General features: G+C 62.8%; 21 protein-coding genes. 4 read left to right on the forward strand and 17 right to left on the reverse strand.

The window, feature by feature from the left end; translation table 11 throughout:
• Window positions 1–12: 12 nt before the first annotated feature.
• From BJG93_RS27210 to BJG93_RS27245, 8 genes are all read right to left on the reverse strand, one after another.
• Window positions 13–999 (reverse strand): ABC transporter permease, encoded by a 987-nt coding sequence (locus BJG93_RS27210; protein WP_027195181.1) that lies wholly within the window; start codon window positions 997–999, stop codon window positions 13–15.
• Window positions 996–1,976, reverse strand: coding sequence for an ABC transporter permease (locus tag BJG93_RS27215; RefSeq protein ID WP_027195182.1), 981 nt, complete (start codon window positions 1,974–1,976; stop codon window positions 996–998). Before BJG93_RS27215 ends, BJG93_RS27210 begins: the two co-directional genes overlap by 4 nt.
• Complete coding sequence (locus BJG93_RS27220) at window positions 1,973–3,559, reverse strand: sugar ABC transporter ATP-binding protein (protein ID WP_027195183.1); 1,587 nt, start codon at window positions 3,557–3,559, stop codon at window positions 1,973–1,975. The genes BJG93_RS27215 and BJG93_RS27220 overlap by 4 nt, the downstream gene beginning before the upstream one ends.
• A gap of 36 nt (window positions 3,560–3,595) precedes the next feature.
• A complete protein-coding gene (locus BJG93_RS27225; protein ID WP_027195184.1) occupies window positions 3,596–4,723 on the reverse strand; it encodes a sugar ABC transporter substrate-binding protein in 1,128 nt (375 codons plus the stop codon).
• Between the two features lie 341 nt (window positions 4,724–5,064).
• On the reverse strand, window positions 5,065–6,171 hold the full coding sequence (locus tag BJG93_RS27230) for a lactonase family protein (protein ID WP_407675309.1): 1,107 nt from the start codon (window positions 6,169–6,171) through the stop codon (window positions 5,065–5,067).
• A gap of 66 nt (window positions 6,172–6,237) precedes the next feature.
• The gene (locus tag BJG93_RS27235) at window positions 6,238–7,794 is read right to left on the reverse strand and encodes a methyl-accepting chemotaxis protein (protein WP_027195186.1); all 1,557 of its coding nucleotides are present in this window, start codon (window positions 7,792–7,794) and stop codon (window positions 6,238–6,240) included.
• Between the two features lie 138 nt (window positions 7,795–7,932).
• Window positions 7,933–10,329, reverse strand: coding sequence for a hybrid sensor histidine kinase/response regulator (locus BJG93_RS27240; protein WP_051374249.1), 2,397 nt, complete (start codon window positions 10,327–10,329; stop codon window positions 7,933–7,935).
• Between the two features lie 147 nt (window positions 10,330–10,476).
• The gene (locus tag BJG93_RS27245) at window positions 10,477–10,752 is read right to left on the reverse strand and encodes a hypothetical protein (protein WP_154671727.1); all 276 of its coding nucleotides are present in this window, start codon (window positions 10,750–10,752) and stop codon (window positions 10,477–10,479) included.
• Between the two features lie 51 nt (window positions 10,753–10,803).
• On the opposite strand from BJG93_RS27245, the gene BJG93_RS27250 reads away from it, so the two are divergent.
• Window positions 10,804–11,238, forward strand: a complete 435-nt coding sequence (locus BJG93_RS27250; RefSeq protein ID WP_051374250.1) for a MerR family transcriptional regulator — start codon at window positions 10,804–10,806, stop codon at window positions 11,236–11,238.
• Window positions 11,223–11,630, forward strand: a complete 408-nt coding sequence (locus BJG93_RS27255; protein WP_027195188.1) for a carboxymuconolactone decarboxylase family protein — start codon at window positions 11,223–11,225, stop codon at window positions 11,628–11,630. Before BJG93_RS27250 ends, BJG93_RS27255 begins: the two co-directional genes overlap by 16 nt.
• Window positions 11,631–11,721: 91 nt before the next feature.
• On the opposite strand, the gene BJG93_RS27260 is transcribed toward BJG93_RS27255, so the two are convergent.
• Window positions 11,722–12,093, reverse strand: coding sequence for a winged helix-turn-helix transcriptional regulator (locus tag BJG93_RS27260; RefSeq protein ID WP_027195189.1), 372 nt, complete (start codon window positions 12,091–12,093; stop codon window positions 11,722–11,724).
• Window positions 12,094–12,251: 158 nt separating this feature from the next.
• On the opposite strand from BJG93_RS27260, the gene BJG93_RS27265 reads away from it, so the two are divergent.
• Window positions 12,252–13,094: an alpha/beta fold hydrolase gene (locus BJG93_RS27265; protein WP_082194519.1), complete on the forward strand. Its 843-nt coding sequence runs from the start codon at window positions 12,252–12,254 to the stop codon at window positions 13,092–13,094.
• Window positions 13,095–13,210: 116 nt separating this feature from the next.
• Window positions 13,211–14,245, forward strand: coding sequence for an oxidoreductase (locus BJG93_RS27270; protein WP_231337533.1), 1,035 nt, complete (start codon window positions 13,211–13,213; stop codon window positions 14,243–14,245).
• Window positions 14,246–15,992: 1,747 nt separating this feature from the next.
• On the opposite strand, the gene BJG93_RS27280 is transcribed toward BJG93_RS27270, so the two are convergent.
• The 8 genes from BJG93_RS27280 to BJG93_RS27315 are packed head-to-tail and all read right to left on the reverse strand — an operon-like array spanning window position 15,993 to window position 23,330.
• Window positions 15,993–16,823, reverse strand: coding sequence for a GntR family transcriptional regulator (locus BJG93_RS27280; protein ID WP_231337534.1), 831 nt, complete (start codon window positions 16,821–16,823; stop codon window positions 15,993–15,995).
• The gene (gene hpxZ / locus BJG93_RS27285) at window positions 16,783–17,232 is read right to left on the reverse strand and encodes an oxalurate catabolism protein HpxZ (RefSeq protein WP_027195193.1); all 450 of its coding nucleotides are present in this window, start codon (window positions 17,230–17,232) and stop codon (window positions 16,783–16,785) included. The genes BJG93_RS27280 and hpxZ overlap by 41 nt, the downstream gene beginning before the upstream one ends.
• Window positions 17,229–17,894, reverse strand: a complete 666-nt coding sequence (locus tag BJG93_RS27290; RefSeq protein ID WP_027195194.1) for a cysteine hydrolase family protein — start codon at window positions 17,892–17,894, stop codon at window positions 17,229–17,231. The genes hpxZ and BJG93_RS27290 overlap by 4 nt, the downstream gene beginning before the upstream one ends.
• A 5-nt stretch (window positions 17,895–17,899) precedes the next feature.
• Complete coding sequence (locus BJG93_RS27295) at window positions 17,900–18,898, reverse strand: formamidase (protein WP_027195195.1); 999 nt, start codon at window positions 18,896–18,898, stop codon at window positions 17,900–17,902.
• A 3-nt stretch (window positions 18,899–18,901) separates the two neighbouring features.
• Window positions 18,902–20,536, reverse strand: coding sequence for an ABC transporter ATP-binding protein (locus tag BJG93_RS27300; protein WP_082194520.1), 1,635 nt, complete (start codon window positions 20,534–20,536; stop codon window positions 18,902–18,904).
• A 2-nt stretch (window positions 20,537–20,538) separates the two neighbouring features.
• Window positions 20,539–21,231 (reverse strand): biuret amidohydrolase, encoded by a 693-nt coding sequence (gene biuH, locus BJG93_RS27305; protein WP_027195197.1) that lies wholly within the window; start codon window positions 21,229–21,231, stop codon window positions 20,539–20,541.
• 46 nt (window positions 21,232–21,277) lie between these two features.
• Window positions 21,278–22,204, reverse strand: coding sequence for an ABC transporter permease (locus BJG93_RS27310; protein WP_027195198.1), 927 nt, complete (start codon window positions 22,202–22,204; stop codon window positions 21,278–21,280).
• Window positions 22,197–23,330, reverse strand: coding sequence for an ABC transporter permease (locus BJG93_RS27315; RefSeq protein WP_027195199.1), 1,134 nt, complete (start codon window positions 23,328–23,330; stop codon window positions 22,197–22,199). Before BJG93_RS27315 ends, BJG93_RS27310 begins: the two co-directional genes overlap by 8 nt.
• Window positions 23,331–23,374 lie beyond the last annotated feature (44 nt).

Consider the following 23,374-nt stretch of genomic DNA (forward strand, 5'->3'; position numbering starts at 1 on the left):
GTTGGCGAATCCCTACGCCTCCCGCTTGCTCCGCCCATACAGCAGCAGCATCGCCGCGATCACCACGCCGTAGATGATCTGACGCCCCGCCTCCGGCATCTGCGCGACCGAGAGGATCGACTGCAGCAGTGTGATGAGGATCGCGCCGGCCACCGTGCCGAGATATGAACCCCGTCCGCCCAGAATCGACGTGCCGCCGAGCACGACCGCCGCGATCGCCGGCAACAGGTAGGCATCGCCCATCGACTGTGCCGCCTTCGACGCATAGCCCGCCAGCAGCACGCCGCCGAATGCCGCGAACGCGCTGCACACGGCGAAGGCGGTCACCGTGACGAGCCGCGTATCGATCCCGGAAAGATACGCCGCGCGCTCGGTGTTGCCGATCGCATACAGCGTGCGGCCGAAGGTCGTGCGCGTCAGCAGGAACACCGTGGCGCCGCCGATCACCAGCCACAGCGCGACGGCATTCGGCACGCCCGGTACGAGCCAGCCCGCCGCCAACCATCGCATCACCTGGGGCGCGGAATCCTGCGGCGACGATCCGCCGGTATAGACGATCATGATGCCCTGCGCGACCGCATTGGTCGCGAGCGTGGCGATCATCGACGGAATCCGCAGCAGCGCGACGAGGATGCCGTTGACGATGCCGATCAGCACGCCGCAACCGATCCCGACCGGAATCGCGAGGATGCGCCCGAGTTCGCCGTGCCCCGCGACCGCGCACGCCATCATCGCGCCGACGGTGATCGTCCATGGTAGCGACAGGTCGATGTGGCCGAGCAGGATCACCATCATCAGGCCCGTCGCAATGATGCCGAGGAATGCGCCGACCTTCAGTTGCAGCAGGATGTATTCCGGCGACGTGAAGTTCCGCGAATACATGCCGCCCACCAACAGCAGCGCGACGATGCACGCGAATGCGATCACGATCGGTTTGTCGATTCTGCGCGTGAGCTTCGACACGAACGCGGTCCAGCCGGTTGCGGAAAGGTGGCTCATTGAAACCACTCCAGACGATTACGCACCCTGAACAACCCGCAGGCGCCGATCGAAACCGCAAGCAGAAGAATCACGCCCTGGAATAGCGGCTGCCACAGCGCGTCGACGTTGAACACGAACAGCAGGTCGCCGATGGAACGGAACGCGAATGCGCCGAAGATCGCGCCGGTTGCGCTGCCCTTGCCGCCAAGCAGCGACACGCCGCCGATCACTACCGCAGCGATCGAAAACAGCGTGTACGAGTTGGCGCTGCCGAGGCTCGCTTCGCCGGTGTCGGTGAAGAACGTCAGAAACAGGCCGCCGATTGCCGCGAGCAGGCCGGCCAGCGTATAGCTCGCAAACTTCGCGCGGCGGATCGGCATGCCGGACAGGAAAGCCGCCGGTTCGGACGACCCGGTCGCGTACGCCGCACGCCCGACCGCCGAGCGTTTGAAAGGAATCCAGACGATCACTATCGCTGCGAGCAGAATCAGCAGGCTCGCCGGCAGGACGCCGGCGACCTTGCCGGTCAATGTGTCGGCGAGGTCCTCGTTGATCGATCCGCCGGGCACAGGGCGCAGCAGCAGCGCCAGTCCGTAGTAGACGGCGCCCGTCGCAATCGTGGTGACGATCGGCTGCAGCCGCCCAAAAATGATGATCACGCCGTTCAGCGCGCCGCACAGCGCGCCCGCCGCGAGCACACCGGCGATGCCGAGCGCGCTGTGCAGCGCGCCGCCGGTGACGATCCACGATCCAATGCAATTCGTCAGCACCAGCATCATGCCGATCGACAAGTCGATGCCGGCGGTCAGCACGACAAGCGCCTGCCCCATCGAGACGAGCGCGAGCAGGACCGCCTTGTTCGCTGCCGTCTGAAACACGTTGGCCGACAACGCCGACGGGTAGTTGAAGAGATAGATCGCGAACATCAGCACGAACAGGCCGAACGCGAACAGCGCTCCGCGATTCTCCACGTACCAGTAGCGCAGCCCGCTCATAGCGCGACTCCCGTGGAAGGCGAAATCTGTCCGACAGACAGGTCGAGCGCACTGGCAATCAGGTTCTGCTCGGTGATCGCCGAGCCGACGAGTTCCTTCTTGATCCTGCCTTCGTACAGGACAAGCACGCGGTCGCAGCAGCCGATCAGCTCGTCATAGTCGGTCGAATAAAACACGATCGCCGCGCCTTCATCAGCGAGGCGCCTGAGCAGCTGATAGAGCTCCTGCTTGGTGCCGACGTCGATACCGCGCGTGGGATCGCTGAGCAGCAGAATCCTCGGCTGCCGGATCAGCCACTTCGCGATGACCACCTTCTGCTGGTTGCCGCCCGACAGCGAGCCCACCGGCGCGTCGACGCTGAATGCCTTGATCGCCAGCAGCTCCATCATCCGGTCGACGAGCGACTGCTGGCGCTCGCGATTGATCACGCCGGCGGTGGACATGCGATCGAGCGCGGCAAACGACAGGTTCTCGCGTACCGACATCGGCAGCATCAAGCCTTCGGTCTTGCGGTCCTCCGGTATCAGCGCCATACCGATGTCATTCGCGCGCGCGGCCGTCGGGCTCCCAATCGACACCGCTTTGCCGTCGATCTCGATCTTGCCCGCGCACCCGCGCAACACGCCGAACAGCGCGAGCAGCAGTTCACGCTGGCCTTGTCCGTCGAGCCCGCCTAGCCCGAGGATTTCACCGGCCCTCAACGAAAAGCTGATGCCCTGCAGCGTGTCGTTCCACGCGAGCTCACGACAGGCGAGAACCGGGGCGGTGGTGCGGTCGTCCGCGGGCTGGTTCGCCGGGTTGGCCGCGGGTTTGGCAGCGCGTTTGGCGGGAAACGCATGCTGGTACTTCCGGCCGATCATCATTTCGACGACCTCATTATCTGAGCGCATGCCTGCCTCGAAGCTCATCACATGACGACCGTTGCGGTAGACCGTGCATTCGTCCGCGAGCGCCTTCACCTCGTGCATCCGGTGCGAGATGAACAGCAGCGCGAGCCCCTCTTCGCGCAGACGCTTGAGCACCTCGATCACGCGCGCGACGTCGGCCGCGGTCAGCGCAGAAGTGGCTTCGTCGAGGATCAGAATGCGCGGCGCGTGGGCCAGCCCCTTGGCGAGCTCGACGATCTGCTGGCGCGACAGCGGCAGGTCCCGGACTTTCGCCAGTGGATCGATGTCGGCAGCGCCCGCTCGGGCGAGCGCCTCCTCGGCCTGGCGGCGCTGGGTCCGCCGGTCGATCATCCCGAAACGTCGCGGCGGGTTCGAAGCGAAGATGTTGTCCGCCACGCTCAAGTCGGGGATCAGCGACAGCTCCTGATACACGCAGACGATGCCGGCCGCATTCGCCTCCGCGGGCGACGCGAACGATACCTCCCGGCCATCGAGCTGCATCGTGCCTTCGTCCGGCTGCACGACGCCGGACATCACCTTTAGCAACGTGGACTTGCCCGCGCCGTTCTCGCCGAGGATCGCGTGAATGCGGCCCCGGCGCACCGTGAGCTCGGCGTGATCCAGTGCGACGGCGCCGCCGTAGCTTTTCGACACGCCAGACATCTGAAAGAACGGTTGCTCTGCACCTTGCAGCATGCTTCGTCTCCCGTCACAGCGCCGGTCATCGTCCGATCACTGGTTGCCCTGGCTCTGCTTCATGATTTCCTGCGCAGAGAAATTGATGCCGCAACTCGGAAACGAGTTGCCGACGAAGAAGTTATCCGAGTCGTTCGGGAAATAGTTGACGTTCGCCTTCAGCTTCGAATCGTCGGTCACGTCGAGCGGCAGCTTGATCGCGACTGGGATCGTCTGGCCGTCCAGCGCAGCGAGCGCCGTCTTGATCGCCACGGCCACCTGCGCAGGACCGGTGCCCGCCGACGTGCACTTCAGGCCTTGGCTCCCATACTGCGCGCAGAACTTGCGAAAGCCGTTCTCCGTCTCGCCGCCGAAAGGCACGAACGGATGTTTCGCATCGAGCATCGCGCGCACGACGCCGGTGTCGCCGCCTTGCGCCGAAATGCCATCGAAATGACCCTGCACCGCAATCGCGTCGGCGACGGCCTTTTGCGCGACCCCGTCGTCCCACTTGCCGTAGACCTGGACGACATTCCACTTCTTGCCCGTGTCGTCCAACGTTTTCACGAAACCGTTGTGCCGGTCGGTGTCGACCGACGTGCCCGCCACCCCGCGAACCTCGAGCACCTTGCCGCCGTTCGACAGATGTGCCGCGAGCCACTTCGCCCACAGCACGCCGAGCCCATACTGGTCGACGTTGACGTTGATCGCGTCTTCGCTGTCGAGCGTGTTGTCGAAAGCGATCAGCACGACGCCGGCTTTCTTCGCGCGGCGGATCGCGGGGCCGAACGAGGAAGGATTTTGCGCGTCCACGATGACCGCGTCATAGCCGGCATCGATGAAGTTGTTGACGGCCGAGATCTGCGCCGGGACGTCCTCGCCGGTCGACACGACCTTGAATTCCTTGAGCTTGGCGGCGACGGTCGGTTGCGCCGTGTAGGCCTTGGCCGTCTTGATCATCTGGATACGCCAGGTGTTCGCGATATAGCCGTTCACGAGTGCGATCCGGTAGGGTCCGTTCTTCTTCGGATACTTGATGAACTTCGTGTCGCTCTTCCACGGGACCAGGCAGGTGGGATCGCTGGACGGCCCTGAAACGATCGAAGCCTGCGCGAATGCCGCGCTTGCGCACAGCGCCAATGCAGCGCTCGCCGCCGCTCGAAGCACGTGGATTCCTGAAAGCATGATGTCTCCTTTTCGTTCGATTGGACGTACCGATTGCCGGCGCACATGGCTGGTCGTGGATGGCCGGCACGGTGTGCGTGACGCACGAAAACTTACGGAGTTGCTATAGCGGGACTGGATCGGACTTGCAGAAGGACTTTTTGAACGGCGCCTGCTCGAAGCGACAAGGACGGCATGCGCAAACGCGTTCCCGTTTGACAGTACTGGCATACCAATCCGCGCGCGATAGTGGTTTACCAGTGAGTCCGGCGCGCGCGGCGACCGGACCGAAACCCCTGGTGGATAAGGACCGGGCTACCGTGAACGGAGGCGGCGTTGCACGGTGATTCCGGAATCAAACCTCAATCGGCGTTTGTGCCGTCGAACTCAACGATTTCAACCCAGTTCGCGCCCTTGCCGACCGGATACTGTCCGATCGCGCTCAATTTGCCAGTCTGACGATCGATGTTGTAAACGCTAAGACTCGTCGACAATTGCCCGACACACAGCAAGTACTTGCCGGACGGATCGATATTGAATCCACGCGGTTGTTTTTCGGTCTGGTATGTACCGATACGCGTCAGCTTGCCCGAGGCAGCGTTGACCTTGTACGCCGCGAGCGTGCTCGATGTGCGCTCCGATGCAAACAGGAATCGCCCGTCCGGGGTCAGGTGGAGATCGGCCCCCCATGGTTTGCCGCCGGAGAAATCGGGCGGCAGGATCGAGACAGTTTCGACCGGCTTGACGGCGTCGCGGGTGCTATCGAAGGCGAGTACGTGCAGCTTGCCGTCGAGTTCATCGATCAGGTACGTGAAGCGATGATCCGGCGAGAATACGAAGTGGCGCGGTCCCGATTTCGGCGGCAACGAATAGGCGGGCGCGGTGTCTTCGGTCAAGTGCCCATTCGAGGCGTCGAACTTGAGACGAAGCCAGGCATCCGCGCCCAGTACCGACGCGAATACGAAACGGTTGTCCGGAGCGTTGCGGATCGCATGAGCCATCGGGCCGGTCTTGACAGTCTGCTGCACGTTGCCGACCACACCGTCCGCGCCGATCGGGTTCACCGCCAGAAGGTTGCCGCCATATGACGCGGAAAAGAGGTAACGGCCGTTTGCGTCCGTCGAGATATACGCCATGCTATCCGCAAGCGGGGACCTGCCGAGTTCGATCAGCCGGCCATCGAGGGGATTGACCGCAAAGCTCACCACGCTATAAGGCTTCGAGCGCAGTCCTGCGTAGAGCCGGAGATGATCCGGCGAAAACGACATCGGCATCACCGTTGCACCGACCGGCACAGTCTCCACGGGCGCAAGCGAGCCGTTCGACTTGTCGAGACTGAAAACCGAGATATCCTGACTATCTGCATTCGATACATATGCGTACGTCGCGGCCTGTGAAATGCAGGAGAGGGAAGCACCGGCAATCAGCATTGCGGTGGCGCCCAGGACGCCTTTAACATTCATGTTCATACTCCAGTTAGAAATGATTTCAATTGTCTAGATCGACCAGCGCTGTGCCTCGGTCAGTCGGCGCTTTTATTGCGCGGCGAGGCGGAATGCCGAGACCGCATCCGTCATTGACTGCGCCTGCTGTTCGAGCGCGCTCGCGGCAGCGGCGGCCTGTTCGACGAGTGCGGCATTCTGTTGAGTCACCTGGTCCATCTGCGTTACCGCCTGGCCGACCTGTTCGATGCCCGTGCTCTGCTCGATCGTTGCTGCCTTGATTTCATTCATGATGGTGGCCACGCCGCGCACGGCGCTAACAATTTCCTTCATCGACTGACCCGTCTGCGCGACCAGGCTATTGCCGTTAGCCACGTCCTCGACCGAGGCGCCGATCAAGGCCTTGATCTCCCGGGCGGCGTCCGCGCTGCGCAGTGCGAGACTGCGAACTTCGCTTGCGACCACGGCGAAGCCGCGTCCCTGCTCACCCGCCCGCGCCGATTCGACCGCCGCGTTCAGCGCAAGGATATTCGTCTGAAATGCGATGCTGTCGATCATCCCGGTGATTTCGGCGATCCTGCGCGAACTCTGGCTGATTGAATTCATTGTCTGGATGGCGCGCTCGACCACTTCGCCGCCATGCTCGGCGACATCGGCTGCGCTCGCAGCCTGGGTGCTTGCCTGCTGCGCGTTATCCGCGTTCTGTTTGACGGTGGACGTCAATTGCTCCATGCTGGCCGCGGTTTCTTCGAGTGCCGCTGATTGCTGCTCCGTGCGGCTCGACAAATCCAGATTACCCGCGGCAATCTCGCGCGCGCCGCCGTAAATGGCCTCGCAACTGTTGCGCACGTTCGCCACTGTCTGCGCCAAACCACGCTGCATCCGCTGCATCGCCGCGAATAGCTGACCGATCTCGTTGCCGCTCGCCTCGGGAATGCGCGCTGTCAGATCGTTCGCCGCGATTCGATCGAGCAGATTGGCGGCGTCCTTCAGCGGAGCCGTCACGATGCGCCGCAGCGCGAAATGCGAAGCGACGATCAGGGCTAGCGCCGCGCTCACGCCGAAGATGACCAGACTGACGACCCACGTATATTCGCGATCGACCTGCGCGATGGCGTCGTTCGACAACGTGTTAGCGATGCTCTGGAATTTCTCAACATTCACCGAATACGCGATACCGGTTGACGTAATGTCGTGGTCGTTGATAGCGGCGTAAGCGTTGGTATCGCCGGCACGCAACGCATCGAAGGCTTTCTTCAGAATCGCGGCGAGGTTGACTGACGATTCGATCAACTGCTGCTTCAAGCCGTCGTCCTGGCCACGAAATGCGGCGGCGCTTCGAAACGACTCGGTTTCCGCCGCCGCCCGGTTCATCGTCGTTTCGGCGCTCTTCAATGCCGAGTCCCGCGTCGTCTCGTCGTTGCGCTCCTTGAGAGCCGAGTAGGCTCGCGTCAACGCGGCTCGAGTGCGTGTCGAGTCCTTATATGCGTCGTTGACGAGAATTTCCTGGGTCGCAATCTGGTGGATGCGGTTGAGATTGGCATTCGCGCGGCTGAGCGTGGCGACACCGATCACGCCGCCCAGCAAAATCATCGCCGCAAAGATCAGAAAAACAGCCAGGAGACTATTTCGAACCGATACGTTTCTCATGCCGCTTTTTCAACCCGTTGTTGTACGATGACTTGTTATCGGCAAATTACGCAATCTCTTTAGGAAACAGCCATGCCGATGGGCTTGATGCGGGACATCAGACTTCTGGTGAGGCGCTTCATCGCGGAGCGGGCCGGCTCATCGCTCTCCCACTATCTGACCCGTAGCGACCGATCCGTGCATCGCCGCGATGAGCGCATGCAACTGCTCGATCGTGAATGGTTTGCGAAGCGACTTGCAATCGAAGCCGAGCTCTTGCGGCGTCGGTGCGTCGTGACCCGACGCAAAAATGATCCTGATGCCCGGATGGCGCTCGATAGCCGCCCTCGCCAGTTCAACGCCCGACTGCCCCGGCAGGACGATGTCGGTGAGAAGCACATCGGTTTTCCCGGTCATCAAGGCACGCATTGCTGCTTGCGCATTCGCAGCCCGACGCACCTCATAGCCCATGCTGATCAGTAGTTCGCTGACCGCCTCCCGCGATTCGGTGTCATCGTCTACGACGAGGATCGCGAGGCTTGCTGGTACATACGACGGCTCGGACGACGACAACGCTGCCGACGACGGTGCGAGCTGCGGCTGCGCCTCAGCCGTGCCGGCCGGCCCCAGCATCCGGCGGATTTTCGATGCGAGCTGCTCCCGGCTGTAGGGCTTGCTCAGCAGATGCACACCCGCGTCCAGCCGGCCGCCATGCACGATTGCATTCTGCGTATAGCCCGACGTGAACAGGACCTTCAGCTTCGGCAGCACCCTCGTCGCGAGTTTTGCGAGTTCGGTGCTGCGCATCGTACCGGGCATCACCACGTCCGTGAACATCAGATCGATATGTATCCCGCTTTGCACGATCACGAGCGCACTCGGGGCGTCGTCCGCCTTCAGCACCGTATAACCCAGTTGTCCGAGCGTTTCGACGACGGTGGCCTGAACCCGTCTGTCATCCTCAACGACGAGAATCGTTTCGGCCCCGCCGGTGGGGGCGACCGGCTGCGCGGGGTCAAGATCGACAGCCTTCTCCATCGAACGGGGCAAGTAGATCTTCACGGTTGTGCCGTGCCCAGGCTCGCTGTAGATCCTGATGTGGCCTTCGCTTTGCTTGATGAAACCGTACGCCATGCTCAGGCCCAGCCCCGTGCCCTGGCCTTCCGGCTTGGTCGTGAAAAACGGCTCGAAGGCGCGCTCGAGGACATCGCGGTTCATGCCCGTTCCGGTATCGGTGATGGCGAGCAGCACGTATTGCCCCTCGCGAACGTCGGCGGCGAGCGCGCTGTAATGCTCGTCGAGCATGGCGTTCGACAGCTCGAGAGTCAGCTTGCCGCCCTCGGGCATCGCATCGCGCGCGTTGATGGCCAGATTCAACACCACGTTTTCGAGATGGTTCGGATCGACCAGCGTGTTCCACAGGCCGCCGCCAATGACAGTTTCGATATCGATCACTTCGCCTAGCACCCGTCTGAGCAGATCGTCCATGCCCCGCAGCATGACAGCCAGGTTCACGACGATCGGCTGCAGCGCCTGGCGGCGTCCGAACGCGAGCAGCTGCGAGGCGAGATTGGCGCCTTGCTCGACGGCTTCAATCGCCTTGTTTAGACGCTCACGTGTCCAGGCATCGCGGCCATGACGGCCTTCCAGCAGTTCGAGGTTGCCGCGTAACACCTGAAGTACGTTGTTGAAATCGTGCGCGACGCCGCCCGTCAGCTTGCCGAGCGCTTCCATCTTCTGGGACTGGAGCAATGCCGCCCGTGACTTTTCCAGTTGTGCCTGCGCGGTCCTGCGTTCCGTGACGTCCCGGGTGATCTTGGCGAAGCCGATCGGTTCCCCGTCTTCGTCGCGGATCGCGTCAATGACGACGTTGGCCCAGAACCGGCTACCGTCCTTTCTGACCCGCCAGCCTTGGGTCTCGAACCGCCCTTCGGTTGCAGCTATACGCAGGCCGTGTTCCGGCAGGCCCTGAGCCGCGTCTTCGGCCGAATAGAACCGCCTGAAGTGCGTTCCGACCACTTCACTGGCCTGATAGCCCTTGATGCGTGCCGCTCCCAGATTCCAGTTCGTCACGTATCCCTCGGGGGACAGCATGTATATCGCGTAATCGGTTACCCCTTGCACCAGCAGCCGGAACCGTCGCTCGCTTTCGATCTTGGCTTCATGGGCCATGCGTTTGTCGGTTGTGTCGCGCACGATCTTGCCAAAGCCGACGAAGCTTCCGTCGGCCGCGTAAAGGGGCGTGACGAGCACGCTGGCCCAGAACTTGGTGCCGTCCTTGCGTACCCGCCACCCTTCGGCATCGTATTGGCCGTGCTCCCGCGCCGCGCGTAGTGCCGCGTCCGGAACGCCGTTGCGCCGGTCCTCGTCCGCGTAAAAGACGGAGAAGTGTCGGCCAATGATTTCATCGGCTTCGTAACCCTTGATGCGCCTCGCGCCAAGGTTCCAGCTGGCAACATGACCGTTTCCGGTCAGTCTGAAGATTGCATACTCCGATACGGCCGCGATCAGCAGCGGCGGCCACCTTGCTTCAATATCGTCCTCGTTGCCGTGCATGAGACTCCCGTTGTGTATAGCGGTCCGATCCGGGTCAACCCCTTCCAGTTAGTTTGACCAAGCCCCAGCAGCCGGTACGTTCCCACCCTTGCGTGAATGCTCACCGGAAAGCAGATACACATCCATGGACGCGGATCGGTACTGGCCCTAGCCGAGCAGATCGGGGCTGGCGTGCGCAGACTCATAGCTGGCGACATCCAATGTGCCGATGAAGCCATGAATGAAGACGACTGGCAAGGGATTGCTCATGCGTGGTGGATGAGAGCTGTTATCCATCGTCAGTTCAGCATCCGCGAACGGACACGAGGTAAAACCGTTGCCGAAATTGTCACCAATTTTGGCCGCGGTGTCGACTCGCGGCAAAGCTCGATCGGCGCGTGCCGCACCGACCGCGTATCGCCGTGGGTTCGAACGGGCTGACATGGCGATGCGCTTGACTTAGAGTGCACTCGAAGTCCTAACCTGAGATCCGTCATGTCGAAATCGCTAACTATCGGTCAGGTGGCGGCAGCCACCGGCATCACCGCCCATACGCTGCGTTACTACGAGCAAGCGGGGTTGCTACGCCCGGTTGGGCGCACCGCGGCGGGACACCGGCTGTTTTCGCCTGCCGATCTGGACTGGCTGCAATTCGTCATGCGCCTGAAGGCGACGGGGATGCCGATAGCCGCCATACAGGCGTTCGCGGAACTACGCGCGCAGGGCGATTCGACGTACGATGCGCGGCGCGAGATGCTCGCCGCCCATCGGGACAGAGTCCTCGTACGTATGGCCGAACTGCAGGCCAATCTTGCTGCCATCACTGACAAGATCGCCTGGTACGAGACGGCAGAGCGGGACGCGGAGCGATATGACGATAGTTCCCAACCACATCGACAGAAAGAGGACTCGCCATGGATACCGGATTAGATGCAGCGCACGCGAATCACGACCGCTACGCGCGGGGCTGGCAAAAGCTAAAGCAGATCGATGGAGAGGTCGGCGAGAAGGTTGTCGCGGCGCTCGCGCCAATCGCGCCGGACTTCGGCCGCATGCTGATCGAATTCGGTTTCGGCGACATCTATAGCCGACCACAACTCGATCTGCGCGCTCGCGAGATCGCGACGATAGCGGCCCTGGCCGCGCTCGGCAACGCGCAACCGCAATTGAAGATTCATATCGAGGCGGCTCTGAATGTCGGCTGCACGCGCGACGAGATTGTCGAGGTGTTCATGCAGATGGCGCTCTATGCGGGCTTTCCTGCTGCGCTGAATGCGCTATTCGCCGCACAGGAAGTGTTTGCCGCGACAAGCGCGACATAGTGCCAGCCGGCGCTGCGCGCGCCGGGCAGTTCAGCCGCGAATATCGCAGACATGTTGGCCCGTCTCCGGAAACGTGCAGATGACCGGCTATTTATCGGGCTTGCTTTCTGTCGTAGGTCTCTCTTGCCTGCTCGATCTCGTCCAAATGCCTGATCGACCAGTCATAGACGGCGCGGAACGGCACCTGCAGCGTGCGCCCTAATTCGGTGATCGAATATTCGACGGCAACCGGCGAAGAGTTGATCACTTCCCGCGCGATCAGACCGTTGCGCTCGAGACGCCGCAGGGCCTGTGTGAGCGCCTTGTGTGTGATGCCCTCCAGCCGCCGCCTCATTTCATTGAAGCGTGCAGGCTCCTCTGAGAGCAGCGTGAGAATCATCACCGACCATTTATTGGCTACTTGATCAAAAAAGGAGCGCGCGGCGCAGTCCGCGAAGAACACTGCGTCAACCTCACATGCCATGCCGATATCCTCGTGTATATCTACGCACTTCGTGGTGCGTAATTGACCGTAGATAGCTAACGTATAGCATAGGTATCACGTCAATCGATTCGAGCCTGAAATCGCAAACGCCCTCCGGCGTGCAGATCCAGACAGGCCCGATCACCGCGGAGAACAGAATGGCAACAGACCAGAGCAGTTCATCGTTACGCGAGATAGCCGATTGCAACGGCGCAGCAGCGAGATCCACCGCACGCCTCTTTTCCACTGATGTGGGCACAGGCCGAAATGTGATGTTCCTGCACGGCTGGACCTGTGACTCCGGCGATTGGAGCGGCCAATTGCCCTTCTTCGAAAGCAGGTACCGTACGGTAGCCGTCGACCTGCGGGGGCACGGCAAGTCGGAAGTGATGCCGTCCGGTGCTTATTCGCCCGAGGACTATGTGGCCGACGTCGAGTCGTTGATCACGACGCGCTACCGAGGAGAAGCATTCGTCCTCATTGGCCATTCGATGGGCGGCCAGATTGCGGCCCGTCTCGCTGCGCGTCGACCCGACCTGGTCGATGCCGTCGTCTCGGTCGACGGCGCGCTAGGATTTTCCGAGGATACCGGTAAGGCCTTCGAAAAAACCGCACATGATTTGCAGGCGGACGATCCTCGCGCCGTGGTCGCCGCGCTGTTCGAACGGGTCTACGGGATCGCGACCGATCCGGCTCATAAACGCTTACACGCGAGCCGCCTTCAGCAAGTGCCGTTGCACGTCATTCGCGAGTCGTTCGCGCCTTTGTTCTTCGGCGCCGGTCAAGTGGGTATCGGCGACGCGAGCGCAAAGTTCTGCGCACGCCTCACCGTACCGTTCTATCACCTGTGTCTCGATCCGTCGCAGGCCGATCGCATGGGGCCGTGGTTTTCCCATTCGAAGTCGAAAGTACAGGCATGGTCCAATGCGGGACACTGGATCATGCAAGACCGCAATGTGGATGTGAACGCTGCCGTGGCCACGTGGATCGATTCACTGTAGCCGATTGCCGATTACCTCTTCTGAGCTCGAGAATTGCTATGTCGAACCTTGACGTTCTATTTCGTCCGTACCGTCTGAATGCACTCGATTTGCCGAACCGCGTGGTGATGGCACCAATGACACGATCCTCATCGCCGGCGGGTGTGCCAACGGCCGAAATGGCCTCGTATTACCGCCGCCGCGCCGAGCATGGCGTTGGCCTCATCATCACGGAGGCCACGGGAATCAGCCGTCCCGCCGCACTCAATGAGCCCAACATTCCGCAGTTTCACGGCGACGCGGCGCTAACGAACTGGAAGATAGTCGCAGACGAAGTGCACGCTGCGGGGGGACGTATCGTGCCGCAGCTCATCCACGTGGGACAGAAACGCTCGAATGCCGCGTCCGACTGGACGCCGTCCTCGCCTTATGAAAGCCCGTCGGGTCTTTCGTTGACCGGTCAGCCCGTGGGCCAGCCAATGACTGACGCTGACATCGCGCAAACCATCGATGCGTTCGCGCGTGCCGCCGCCGATGCCGAAAGGATCGGATTTGACGGCGTCGAGCTGCACGCTGCGCATAACTACCTGATCAACCAGTTTTTCGCAGCGGACCTGAATCTGCGTAGCGACCAGTATGGCGGTTCCACGCTACTCGAACGCTCGCGCTTTGCGATCGAGATCCTGCAAGCGATCCGCGCGGTCGTGAGTCATGACTTTCCGGTCATTCTGCGCCTGTCGCAATGGAAGCCGAAGGATATCAATGCACGGCTCGCTCCGACGCCGCAAGTGCTCGAACAATGGCTCGGTGCGCTCGTCGACGCCGGTACGGACGCGTTCCATCTATCCCAACAGAGGTACTGGCAGGCGGCCTTCCCGGAGTTCGATTCGGAGTTGAACCTGGCAGGCTGGGCCAAGAAGCTGACGGGCGTCACCGCGATCACAGTCGGCGCCGTCGGTCTGACCGGTGACGTGTATGAGTCGTTCGCAGGCAAAAGCGCGCAAAAGACGTCGATCGATGACTTGCTAGCACGGCTGGAGCGCGACGAGTTCGACCTAGTCGCCGTCGGCCGCCCATTGCTGCAGGACGCCGCGTGGCTGGAGAAGGTTCGTCAAAATCGTTTCGACGCAATTGCCGATTTCACGCCTGAAGCGTTCGCTACGCTGCGTTGACCAGTCCTCTCACGGCAACCACGATCTTTCACCGACTTGAAAAAGCGTACTGGAATCAGCAGGCCCGTCGCTACCACGAACCGCTTTGAAATCAGCGACCTCAGGATGTCTGCGGAAGATATCGGATGCCCCGAAAGGCTTGTTTGGCGGAAGGCAGCCAACTCCAACAGTTGCCCGCAAAGCGCCGCCAGGTTTGACTCCCACTCTGCCCGACTACGACATACCCATCATCCTACCCATACTTCGCGGCGACATGCCCAGAGCGGCATCTAAGCTGGTCTCCACCGCATCAGCCGGCACCACCCACTCTCATGAGTGCGTCGGTCGACCACGCGACGCGCGACCGGCCCGTGCCAGCGACAAGGTCACCGGGCCGCCCACCTTGAAATCCATTCTCCGCTCGACTTCTTCGCGTTTCGTGTTTCGTGTTTCGTTATGCTGATAGCATTCGCCATCAATCGCCTGAATGAAAATATCCCCACTCGATCGTCAATCAATGGCCGGAACCCTTATGGGACAATGGTTCCGCCAGTTCGCGTGACGATGATACCGCCAGTGATACCGAAAAATCCTGCCAGCACTTCGCGACTTTCTGTGGATCGCAATGGAAAACCAATGTCCCCTTTTGTTTAAATTGCTATGAGGACGGGATACCCCAAGGCGATTTGTGAAGCTGATACCGTTATCGATACCCTCAGGCTCTTTCCAGCACGGTACGATCAAAGCCAACCGGTACCGCGATCTTCAACTCTGTCCAAAATATCCGACACGTCGTATCCCTAATTCCAGATCGGACTCCTGCACTCGATCGCGACGGCCAACTACACCACACGAACGGGCCACCGTAGACTGCGCTTCCTTGAAATGATGCAACCAGCGCCTATCCGCTGTCAGATACGCCGTCGAAACGCAGCGTTGTGAAAAGAGATTTAAGCTCGCTATCCGATACATCGGCATCCTTGCTCGCCGGCGTAGCTGGCCTGTAGGCCTTAGCATCCTGCTCGTCTTCCATTTCTGTGAGCTCTATGCGCCGCCGGTCTAGGCGCGCTTCTTCAACTGGGGAAAGGACGACATCGGATATGGCTATCGGTCAGTCGCTCATCGGTGCAGGTATCTACCGGAGCCTTTATATACAGGCCCGCGGCGCGCTAAAGTAGGAACTGCTGGAGCATCTGCGACGCCGTATCGAAAAGTGAACGCCCCGCGACAGCGGAAGACCGTGCGATACCCGGTCAACATGCGGTGCACTCATTTCCGGGTGAGGACGAAGTGACAGCCTATGTCGAACGGCACTTCGTGCTGCTGGGTGTCTCGGCCGCACGGCTTGCGCAGGCGAAGCGTCGCTTGTCGGTGGCGGACCTCGACGCCGCGGAGCTGGTGCCGGCTAAACCCATCCGTGCGGAGCGCAGACCTGTGCCCGCCGCCGCCTGCCGTCGGCGACGTCCTGAACTACCTCGAACCTGTCCAGTTCGCGCATCGTCATCGTTATTCGTTCGGTCGCAGCCATGGAAGCCTCCCGCGCCGAAACGCAGGCGGCCGGTCAGCTTGCGCTGCGAAAAAGCGGACATTTGAACTTGGCTAAAAGCGGACATTACAACTTAGCCTCTACAGCCTTAATGTTGGATCAATTTCTTCTATGTCAAATTAGTGCTCGCGACGTGAATATCAGTCACGACCCGTCCCACATCCAACAGTAGGACCACAGTAGCAAAAGCCGAAAAGCCTCTTGCCGGCTCCCGGTCCTACCTCAACTCACAAACGGCAACTTGCTGTCCCGCGCCTGCGCGAGCATCGAAACAGTGATCTTGCGGACTTCGAGCTTGCTCTGCGTGACATGCGCGCGCAGCATAATGCCCGCTTCGGCGAGCTTTCCGCGTTCGATCAGCGTGAGCATCGTGGCGTGCTCGTCGTAGGTCGCGTCGGTGCGATGCGGCTTGAGGAAATCGAGTCGTCGCACGATGCGAATGCGCTCGGTCACTTCGTCGTGCACGCGTAGCATTTCGGCGTTGCCCGTCGCTTCCACAAGCCCGCGATGAAAGCCTTCGTCGAGCCGGAACATGCGCGCCGGATCGGTCTCGCGTGCGTCGCGCGGCACGCACCAGATCGCCTTGAGCGCGTCGATCGCGCGATTGTTCGAGCCGCTCGTCACACGCTCTATAGCAGCCAGTTCGAGCACGATGCGCAGGTCGTACAGCTGATCGAGCCGCTCGAAGTCGATGTTGCACACTTTCCAGCCGCGCCGGAAGCCGACTTCCAGATAGCCTTCGCGTAGCAGACGGAACAGCGCGTCGCGCATCGGTGTGCGCGACACGCCGTAATACTGCGCGATGTCAGTCTCCGAGAAGCGATCGCCCGGAAACAGCCGGAAGTCGAAAATGTCCTGCTTGAGTTGCAGATACACCTGCTCGGCAAGCGGATTCGCGCCATAGACGACTTTCGACGCATCAGGCGCCACGTCGTGGGGTTCGTCGATCGGGTCTTTAGCTTCGGTCAGCCGTTTGGGTTCGATGACCAGTCTCCTGCGAATCGTCCCGACATTATCCGCGTTTCCCGTGAGCGGCTTGCACGTCGGGCACATCGGGCGCATCGATCAGGCTCACGTGCGCAGCAACGACGATCCAGCCGCCGAACGGCGCATCGTGCGCGCCAAGCCGCGCCCACGACTGCATCTGACGGCCGACGAGCGGCGTGGCGTCGCTGGTGAACGTGGTGCTGACCGTCGCATAGTCGCGGCCGAACGTCGTCACGACCGTGCGATGCCGTCTGCGCGAAGCCGGCACCGGCACGCACGATTCCCGCCACGCGCGAATCTCCTCGCCGCCGTGCTGGATTTCGGCAATTCCATAACGTACCGTTTCCGGTGCCTCCCAGAACAACACGTTCATCGTGTCGATGTCGTTATCGACCAGCGCGCGTTCGTAGGCTTCGAATACGGCGGTCACTTCGGCGACGATCGCCGGGTCGTTGATGACAGGCGATGTGGTCAAGCGTCGGCCTCCAGCAATTGTTCGAGCGTCGCAGTCCAGCCGACGATGCCGCCTTGCGAACGGATCATCGCCAGCGTTGCTTCCTTGAACGCGGGAATGTAGCTCGCGGTCGCGCCTTCGATCACCAGACAGTCGTAACCGCGATCATTCGCTTCGCGCATCGAGGTCTGCACGCACACTTCAGTCGTTACGCCCGCAAACACGAGATGCGTGACGCCGCGCATCGCAAGCTCTTCGCCGAGCCGGGTCGCGTAGAACGCACCCTTGCCCGGCTTGTCGATCACGAGTTCACCTTCAATCGGCGCAAGCGCGTCGATGATTGCATTACCCGGTTCGCCTCGCACGAGTATGCGTCCCATCGGCCCTTTGTCGCCGATGCGCGCGCTCGGCTGCCCACGCAGACGTTTCGCCGGCGGACAATCGGACAGATCAGGCACGTGCGATTCGCGCGTGTGCACGACGTGCCAGCCGTGCGTGCGCGCATGCGCGATCAGCCGCGCGACATCCGGCACGATGTCCGCGAGCAGCGACACGTCGTTGCCGAGCGCCGCGCCGAATCCGCCCGCCTCGATGAAATCGCGTTGCATGTCGATCACGACGAGCGCCGTCTTCGACGGCTCGAACGCGAACGGCGACGGTAACGCCAGGTTGACGGTCGGCATGGCAGTCACCCCTTGTAAGTGCGTTCCGGCGGTGCGAAGCCGCAAGGAGTGCCATCGGTCACGCGCACCTCGGCCTCCCAAGGCAAACGATATTCGCCGCGCACCATGTCATGCATGAACGTATAGGGGCAATCCTGCGCGCCGCCCTTCACCGCAACGTAGCCGCGGTGTCCGAACTGATAGATGTTGTTTTCGACGCCCCAATGGATACGCGCCTCGCGCACGAGATCGGGCCGCATCTCGCAGACGATGACCTCGTCCGGGCGATGACTGCCCTCCACCAGCACCGTTCCGTCGAAATCGCAGAACATGCCCTCGCCCATCGAATCGAACGTGCCGTCGCTGCCGCACAGACAGACGCTCGCCGTCTGCGCGAGATTCTGGAACGCGTTCGACTGATTGGTGATGCGCCACGCGTGGCGGATCGGCGCGGTGTATCCCGCCGTGCGCAGAATCACTTCTGCGCCCTTGTAGGCGGCTTCGCGCGCCATCTCCGGAAACATGCCGTCGTGGCAGATGATCAGGCCGAGCTTCACGCCGCGCGGCCCGGTGCAGACCGGCACACCGAGATTGCCCGGCTCCCACGGCTCGACCGGCACCCACGGATGCAGCTTGCGGTAGTAGAGCTGGATCACGCCTTGGTCGTCGATGATCAGTCCGCTGTTGTATGGATTGCCGCCTGGATTGCGCTCCATGATCGAAAAGCAGCCCCAGACGCGGTGCTCGACGCACGCCGCCTTGAACGCGGCCACTTCGGGGCCGTCGAGGCTGCACATGATGGCGTCGTCGGTGCGCATGGAAAGGCCATGCAACGCGTATTCTGGAAACACGACGAGATCCATCGCCGCGTTGTTGCGCCGCGCCTTGCCGACCAGTTCGACCACGCGCTGCGTCTGCGCCGCGAGTTGCGCGGGCGTTTCTACATTGGGATTCTGCAATTGCACTAGGCCGATTACGACGCCTGCGGGCGAGCGGTTCAATCCGCCGAGTCCACTCGAACTCATCTGTCATGCTCCATGAAAGGCGGCGGCAGTGTCCGCCGCTGCGGGTTGCCAATCGTCGCCGTGGCCGGCCATGTGGCGCCCGAGCACCACGCGGTCCGCGTTTTCCACGGCGGTTTGGAAAACGAGCCGCCCTTCCGCGATTACTGCGATGCGGTCGGCCAGTTCCAGCAATTCGTCGAGGTCTTCGCTCACCAGCAGCACCGCCGCGCCCGCGTCGCGCGCCGCGAGAATGCGCGCGTGTATATCGGCCACCGACGCGAAGTCGAGGCCGAACACCGGATTGGCGACGATCAGCACATCGACCGGCTGGCCGAGTTCGCGAGCCAGTACCGCGCGCTGCACGTTACCGCCCGACAGCGTGCCGATCGCGCGCTCCGGCACCGGCGGCCGCACGTTGAACTCGGCAACGCGCTTTTCGGCGCGTTCGCGTAACGCGCGACGGTTGAGCCGCCAGCCGCCCGCGCGCAACGGCGCGCGATCGAAGTCGCGCAACGCGAGATTTTCCGCGACGCTCAGATTCGCGACACACGCATTACGCAGCGGCTCCTCGGGCAACGCGAAGACTTTCAGGCGCGTCATCGCTTCGCGCGTCGCGCGGTACGCTTCTCCCTTCACGCGCATGTCGCCCGATCGCACGCTCCGCTGGCCGACCAGCGCCTCGATCAGCTCCTTCTGGCCATTGCCCGACACGCCCGCCAGGCCGAGAATCTCGCCCGCGCGCACCGCAAGCGACGCGTCGCGCACCGCCACGTGTCCGCGATCGTCCACCACCGTCAGCGCCGACAGTTCGAGCGCCACCGGCGCATCGGCGACAAGCGGCCGGCGCGCAGGCCGCACGTCGTCGATGCCGGCTGTCGCGCGCGCGTCGAAACCGGCGTCGCTGCCCATCATCCACGATGCGAGGCGGTCGCGGTCGGTGTCGCGCACCGCGCAACTGCCGACTAAGCGGCCCTTGCGCAGGACCGTGACGTCGTCCGCGTAGGCCATCACTTCGCGGAATTTGTGCGTGATCATCAGCACGGTGAGTTCGCTGCGCGTCGTGAGATCGCGCATGAGGCCGAGCACTTCGTCCGCTTCCTGCGGTGTCAGCACCGAAGTCGGTTCGTCGAGAATCAGGAAGCGCTGACGCAGATACAGTTGCTTCAATATTTCGAGCTTCTGCTTTTCGCCGGCCGCGAGACTCGACACCGGCGTGTCGAGTGCGAGCCGGAACGGCATGCCGCGCATGAACGCGCCGAGCGCCTTGCGCTCGGCTTGCCAGTCGATTTTCCACGGCATCCGGCCACGCGCGAGAAGCAGGTTCTCTTCCACCGACAAACCCGCTGCCAGCGTGAAATGCTGGTACACCATGCCGATGCCGAGCGCCTGCGCATCGCGGGGCGAAGCAATGCGCACTTCGCGGCCGTCCGCGGCGATCTGGCCGCTGTCGAGCACGCCATAACCGACGAGACCTTTCACGAGCGTGCTCTTGCCCGCGCCATTCTCGCCGAGCAGCGCGTGCAGCGTGCCTGCGCGCACCTTGAGCGTCACGTCGTCGACCGCGCGGAAAGCACCAAAGCGCTTGCTCGCGCCGAGCACCTCGATGCCGAGCGCGCCGGTGTGTGACGGCAGCGGTTTCATGCTGGCGAGCGTCGACATGATCAGCGTCCGAGCGCCGCAATCAGCGCGCTGGAATCCGACACCGTGCCGAACACGCCGCCCTGCATCAGCACCATGTTCAGTGCCGCGTCGTGATTGCCCTTGTCGGTCGCGCCGCAGCAGTCGGCGAGAACCGTGCATTCGAAGCCGCGGTCGTTCGCTTCGCGCATCGTCGTATGCACGCACACGTCGGTCGTGATGCCGGTCAGCACCAGATTGACGATGCCGCGCGTGCGCAGAATGAGTTCGAGATCGGTGGCGCAGAACGAGCCCTTGCCCGGCTTGTCGATGACGATCTCGCCCGGCAACGGCGTGAGCTCGTCGATGATGTCCCAGCCGGGTTCGCCGCGCACGAGGATCTTGCCGCACGGACCGTCGTCGCCGATGCCGATGCCCTCCGTGCCCGCGCGGCGGCTGCGCCAGCGCTTGTTGGCGGGAAGATCCGACAGATCGGGCCGGTGTCCTTCGCGGGTATGAATGATGGTGAAATCCTGCTCGCGCATCGTTGCCAGCACGCGGCTGATCGGTTCGATCGGCGCGCGCGTCAGCGACAGGTCGTAGCCCATCTTGTCGACATAGCCGCCGATGCCGCAGAAGTCCGTCTGCATGTCGATGATGATGAGCGCCGTATTGTCGGCGCGCAGCGCGCCGTCGTAGGGCCACGGATACGGTCGGGCTTCGATGAAACGGGTCATGTCGGACTCCGGTGAGACGAAAAGTAGGTGGATCGCTACGGCGTTCTTAGCGCGTGAGACTCAGTTCACCGGGCGTACCTGCGAGCGTGCGATCCGGCCGGCAGTTGACGATCATGATTGCGAGCGTGAGCACGTACGGCGCGGCGTTGAACAGGTAGTAGCCGCTCGTTACGCCGATCGCCTGCAGCGCGGGGCCGAGTGCGCCGGCCGCGCCGAACAGCAGCGCCGCCCACAGACAGCGCAGCGGCTGCCAGCGCGCGAAGATCACGAGCGCGACGGCCATCAACCCCTGACCGCTCGACAGGCCTTCGTTCCAGCTGCCCGGATAGACGAGCGACAGATACGCGCCGCCGACGCCCGCGAAAAATCCGCCGAGCGCCGTCGCCGCGATGCGTACGCGCGTGATCGGATAGCCCATCGCCCGCGCGCTCTCCGCGTTTTCGCCGACGAGCCGCAGCGTCATGCCCCAGCGTGTGGAGCGCAAACCCCATTGCAGAACGAACGCAAGCACGACGCCGATCAGGAAGAGTGGATTCACATGCAGCGCGTTATGCAATTGCGGCGATGCGCTCCACGCGCCGAAGTCGAACGAGCGCAGCATCGCCGCCTGGGGCTCGATGAACGGCTTGCCGAGATAGAACGCGAGGCCGGTGCCGAACAGCATCAACGCGATACCGAACGCGATGTCGGACACGCGCGGCAGCGAGCAGGCGAGTCCGTGCAGGCAGCCGAGCAGCAGGCCCGCGCATCCGGCAATCAGCACGCCCAGCCACGGCGAACCGGTCAGGTACGAGCCTGCGTAACCGCTCATCGCGCCCGACACGAGAATGCCTTCGAGCCCGAGATTCACGCGACCGCCCTTCTCGGTCAGGCATTCACCGAGGCTCACGAAAAGATACGGCGTGCTGACGCGAATCGCGCCCGCAAACAGCGAGAGCAGCAACACGGCAACGGGCGAGTGCAGATCAGGCATGAGTTTGCTCCAACGGATGCGGCAGTCCGGATTGCGCGACCGCCTGCAACTTCACGCGCCACGCGGCGAGCCGGCCGCCGAGCGCCTCCCACGCGAGCAGGTTTGCGAACAGCAGTCCTTGCAAGACGAGCGTCGTTGCGTCGGGCAGATCGAGGCGGCGTTGCAGCAGACTGCCGCTCGCCTCGATGCCGCCGATCATCAGCGCGCACGCGATGATCGCGAGCGGATTCTGCCGTGCAGCGAATGCGACGAGGATGCCCGCGTAGCCGTAGCCCGCGAGCAGCGACGCGTTCGCGCTGTCCTGCACCGCCGAGACTTCGAACATGCCGGCGAGTCCCGCGGCGGCGCCGCCGAGCACGCATGCGGTCAACGCGAGCGAGTTGACTGGCAGGCCGACGAGGCGCGCGGCGCGCGCGTTGCCGCCCGTCACGCGCATCGCGAAACCCTTGGTGCTGTGACGCACGAAGATCCACGCGCCGACGCACGCGAGCGCGCCCCAGAAGAGTCCCCAATGCACATCGAGTCCCGGCAGCGAGCCGATCGTGAACGCATCGGGCAGCGGCAGCGTCGACGGCTTGTTCAGGCTCGCCGGATCGCGCAACGGCCCTTCGACCAGATGCTTGAACAACGCAATCGCGATATACGACATCAGCAGCGAGCTGATGGTCTCGTTCACGCCGCGCCACTGCCGCAGCGCGCCGACCGTGCCGATCCACGCACCGCCGACGATCATGCCCGCCAGCGCCATCGCGGGCGTCGCGACGAACCACGGCGTGCCGTGCGGCAGCAGTTGCGGCGTGACGGCCGCAGCGAGTCCGCCGAGCGCGAGCGCGCCCTCGCCGCCGATCACGATCAGGCCGACCTGCGCAGGCAGCGCCACGCACAGCGCGGTGAGCATCAACGGCGCGGCGCGCAGCAGCGTGCTCTGCCACGCGAACGCCGAGCCGAATGCGCCTTGCGCGATCAGCACGATCGCGTCGCCCGCGGGCTGGCCCTGCACGAGCAGAAAGATCGCGAACAGCAGCAGCGTGCCGGCGAGCGCCGCGAGCGTCGGCAGTGCGGGCAGCACGCCGAGCAGCGCGCGGGCAATGCCGGACGACGTCACCGTGGAAGCATGAGCACGCATGGTCTCTCCTTCAGTTGCGCGAATTGCGCTGTCAGCACGCTGGA

It is taken from the genome of Paraburkholderia sprentiae WSM5005 (genome assembly GCF_001865575.2).
Taxonomy (GTDB): Bacteria; Pseudomonadota; Gammaproteobacteria; order Burkholderiales; family Burkholderiaceae; genus Paraburkholderia; species Paraburkholderia sprentiae.

Bases quoted from the DNA above. Each gene is read 5' to 3' on its own strand.
- BJG93_RS27210 (WP_027195181.1), bottom strand. From the start codon at position 999: ATGAGCCACCTTTCCGCAACCGGCTGGACCGCGTTCGTGTCGAAGCTC.
- BJG93_RS27215 (WP_027195182.1), bottom strand. From the start codon at position 1,976: ATGAGCGGGCTGCGCTACTGGTACGTGGAGAATCGCGGAGCGCTGTTC.
- BJG93_RS27220 (WP_027195183.1), bottom strand. From the start codon at position 3,559: ATGCTGCAAGGTGCAGAGCAACCGTTCTTTCAGATGTCTGGCGTGTCG.
- BJG93_RS27225 (WP_027195184.1), bottom strand. From the start codon at position 4,723: ATGCTTTCAGGAATCCACGTGCTTCGAGCGGCGGCGAGCGCTGCATTG.
- BJG93_RS27230 (WP_407675309.1), bottom strand. From the start codon at position 6,171: ATGAACATGAATGTTAAAGGCGTCCTGGGCGCCACCGCAATGCTGATT.
- BJG93_RS27235 (WP_027195186.1), bottom strand. From the start codon at position 7,794: ATGAGAAACGTATCGGTTCGAAATAGTCTCCTGGCTGTTTTTCTGATC.
- BJG93_RS27240 (WP_051374249.1), bottom strand. From the start codon at position 10,329: ATGCACGGCAACGAGGACGATATTGAAGCAAGGTGGCCGCCGCTGCTG.
- BJG93_RS27245 (WP_154671727.1), bottom strand. From the start codon at position 10,752: ATGTCAGCCCGTTCGAACCCACGGCGATACGCGGTCGGTGCGGCACGC.
- BJG93_RS27250 (WP_051374250.1), top strand. From the start codon at position 10,804: ATGTCGAAATCGCTAACTATCGGTCAGGTGGCGGCAGCCACCGGCATC.
- BJG93_RS27255 (WP_027195188.1), top strand. From the start codon at position 11,223: ATGGATACCGGATTAGATGCAGCGCACGCGAATCACGACCGCTACGCG.
- BJG93_RS27260 (WP_027195189.1), bottom strand. From the start codon at position 12,093: ATGGCATGTGAGGTTGACGCAGTGTTCTTCGCGGACTGCGCCGCGCGC.
- BJG93_RS27265 (WP_082194519.1), top strand. From the start codon at position 12,252: ATGGCAACAGACCAGAGCAGTTCATCGTTACGCGAGATAGCCGATTGC.
- BJG93_RS27270 (WP_231337533.1), top strand. From the start codon at position 13,211: ATGACACGATCCTCATCGCCGGCGGGTGTGCCAACGGCCGAAATGGCC.
- BJG93_RS27280 (WP_231337534.1), bottom strand. From the start codon at position 16,823: ATGTGCCCGACGTGCAAGCCGCTCACGGGAAACGCGGATAATGTCGGG.
- BJG93_RS27290 (WP_027195194.1), bottom strand. From the start codon at position 17,894: ATGCCGACCGTCAACCTGGCGTTACCGTCGCCGTTCGCGTTCGAGCCG.
- BJG93_RS27295 (WP_027195195.1), bottom strand. From the start codon at position 18,898: ATGAGTTCGAGTGGACTCGGCGGATTGAACCGCTCGCCCGCAGGCGTC.
- BJG93_RS27300 (WP_082194520.1), bottom strand. From the start codon at position 20,536: ATGTCGACGCTCGCCAGCATGAAACCGCTGCCGTCACACACCGGCGCG.
- biuH (WP_027195197.1), bottom strand. From the start codon at position 21,231: ATGACCCGTTTCATCGAAGCCCGACCGTATCCGTGGCCCTACGACGGC.
- BJG93_RS27310 (WP_027195198.1), bottom strand. From the start codon at position 22,204: ATGCCTGATCTGCACTCGCCCGTTGCCGTGTTGCTGCTCTCGCTGTTT.
- BJG93_RS27315 (WP_027195199.1), bottom strand. From the start codon at position 23,330: ATGCGTGCTCATGCTTCCACGGTGACGTCGTCCGGCATTGCCCGCGCG.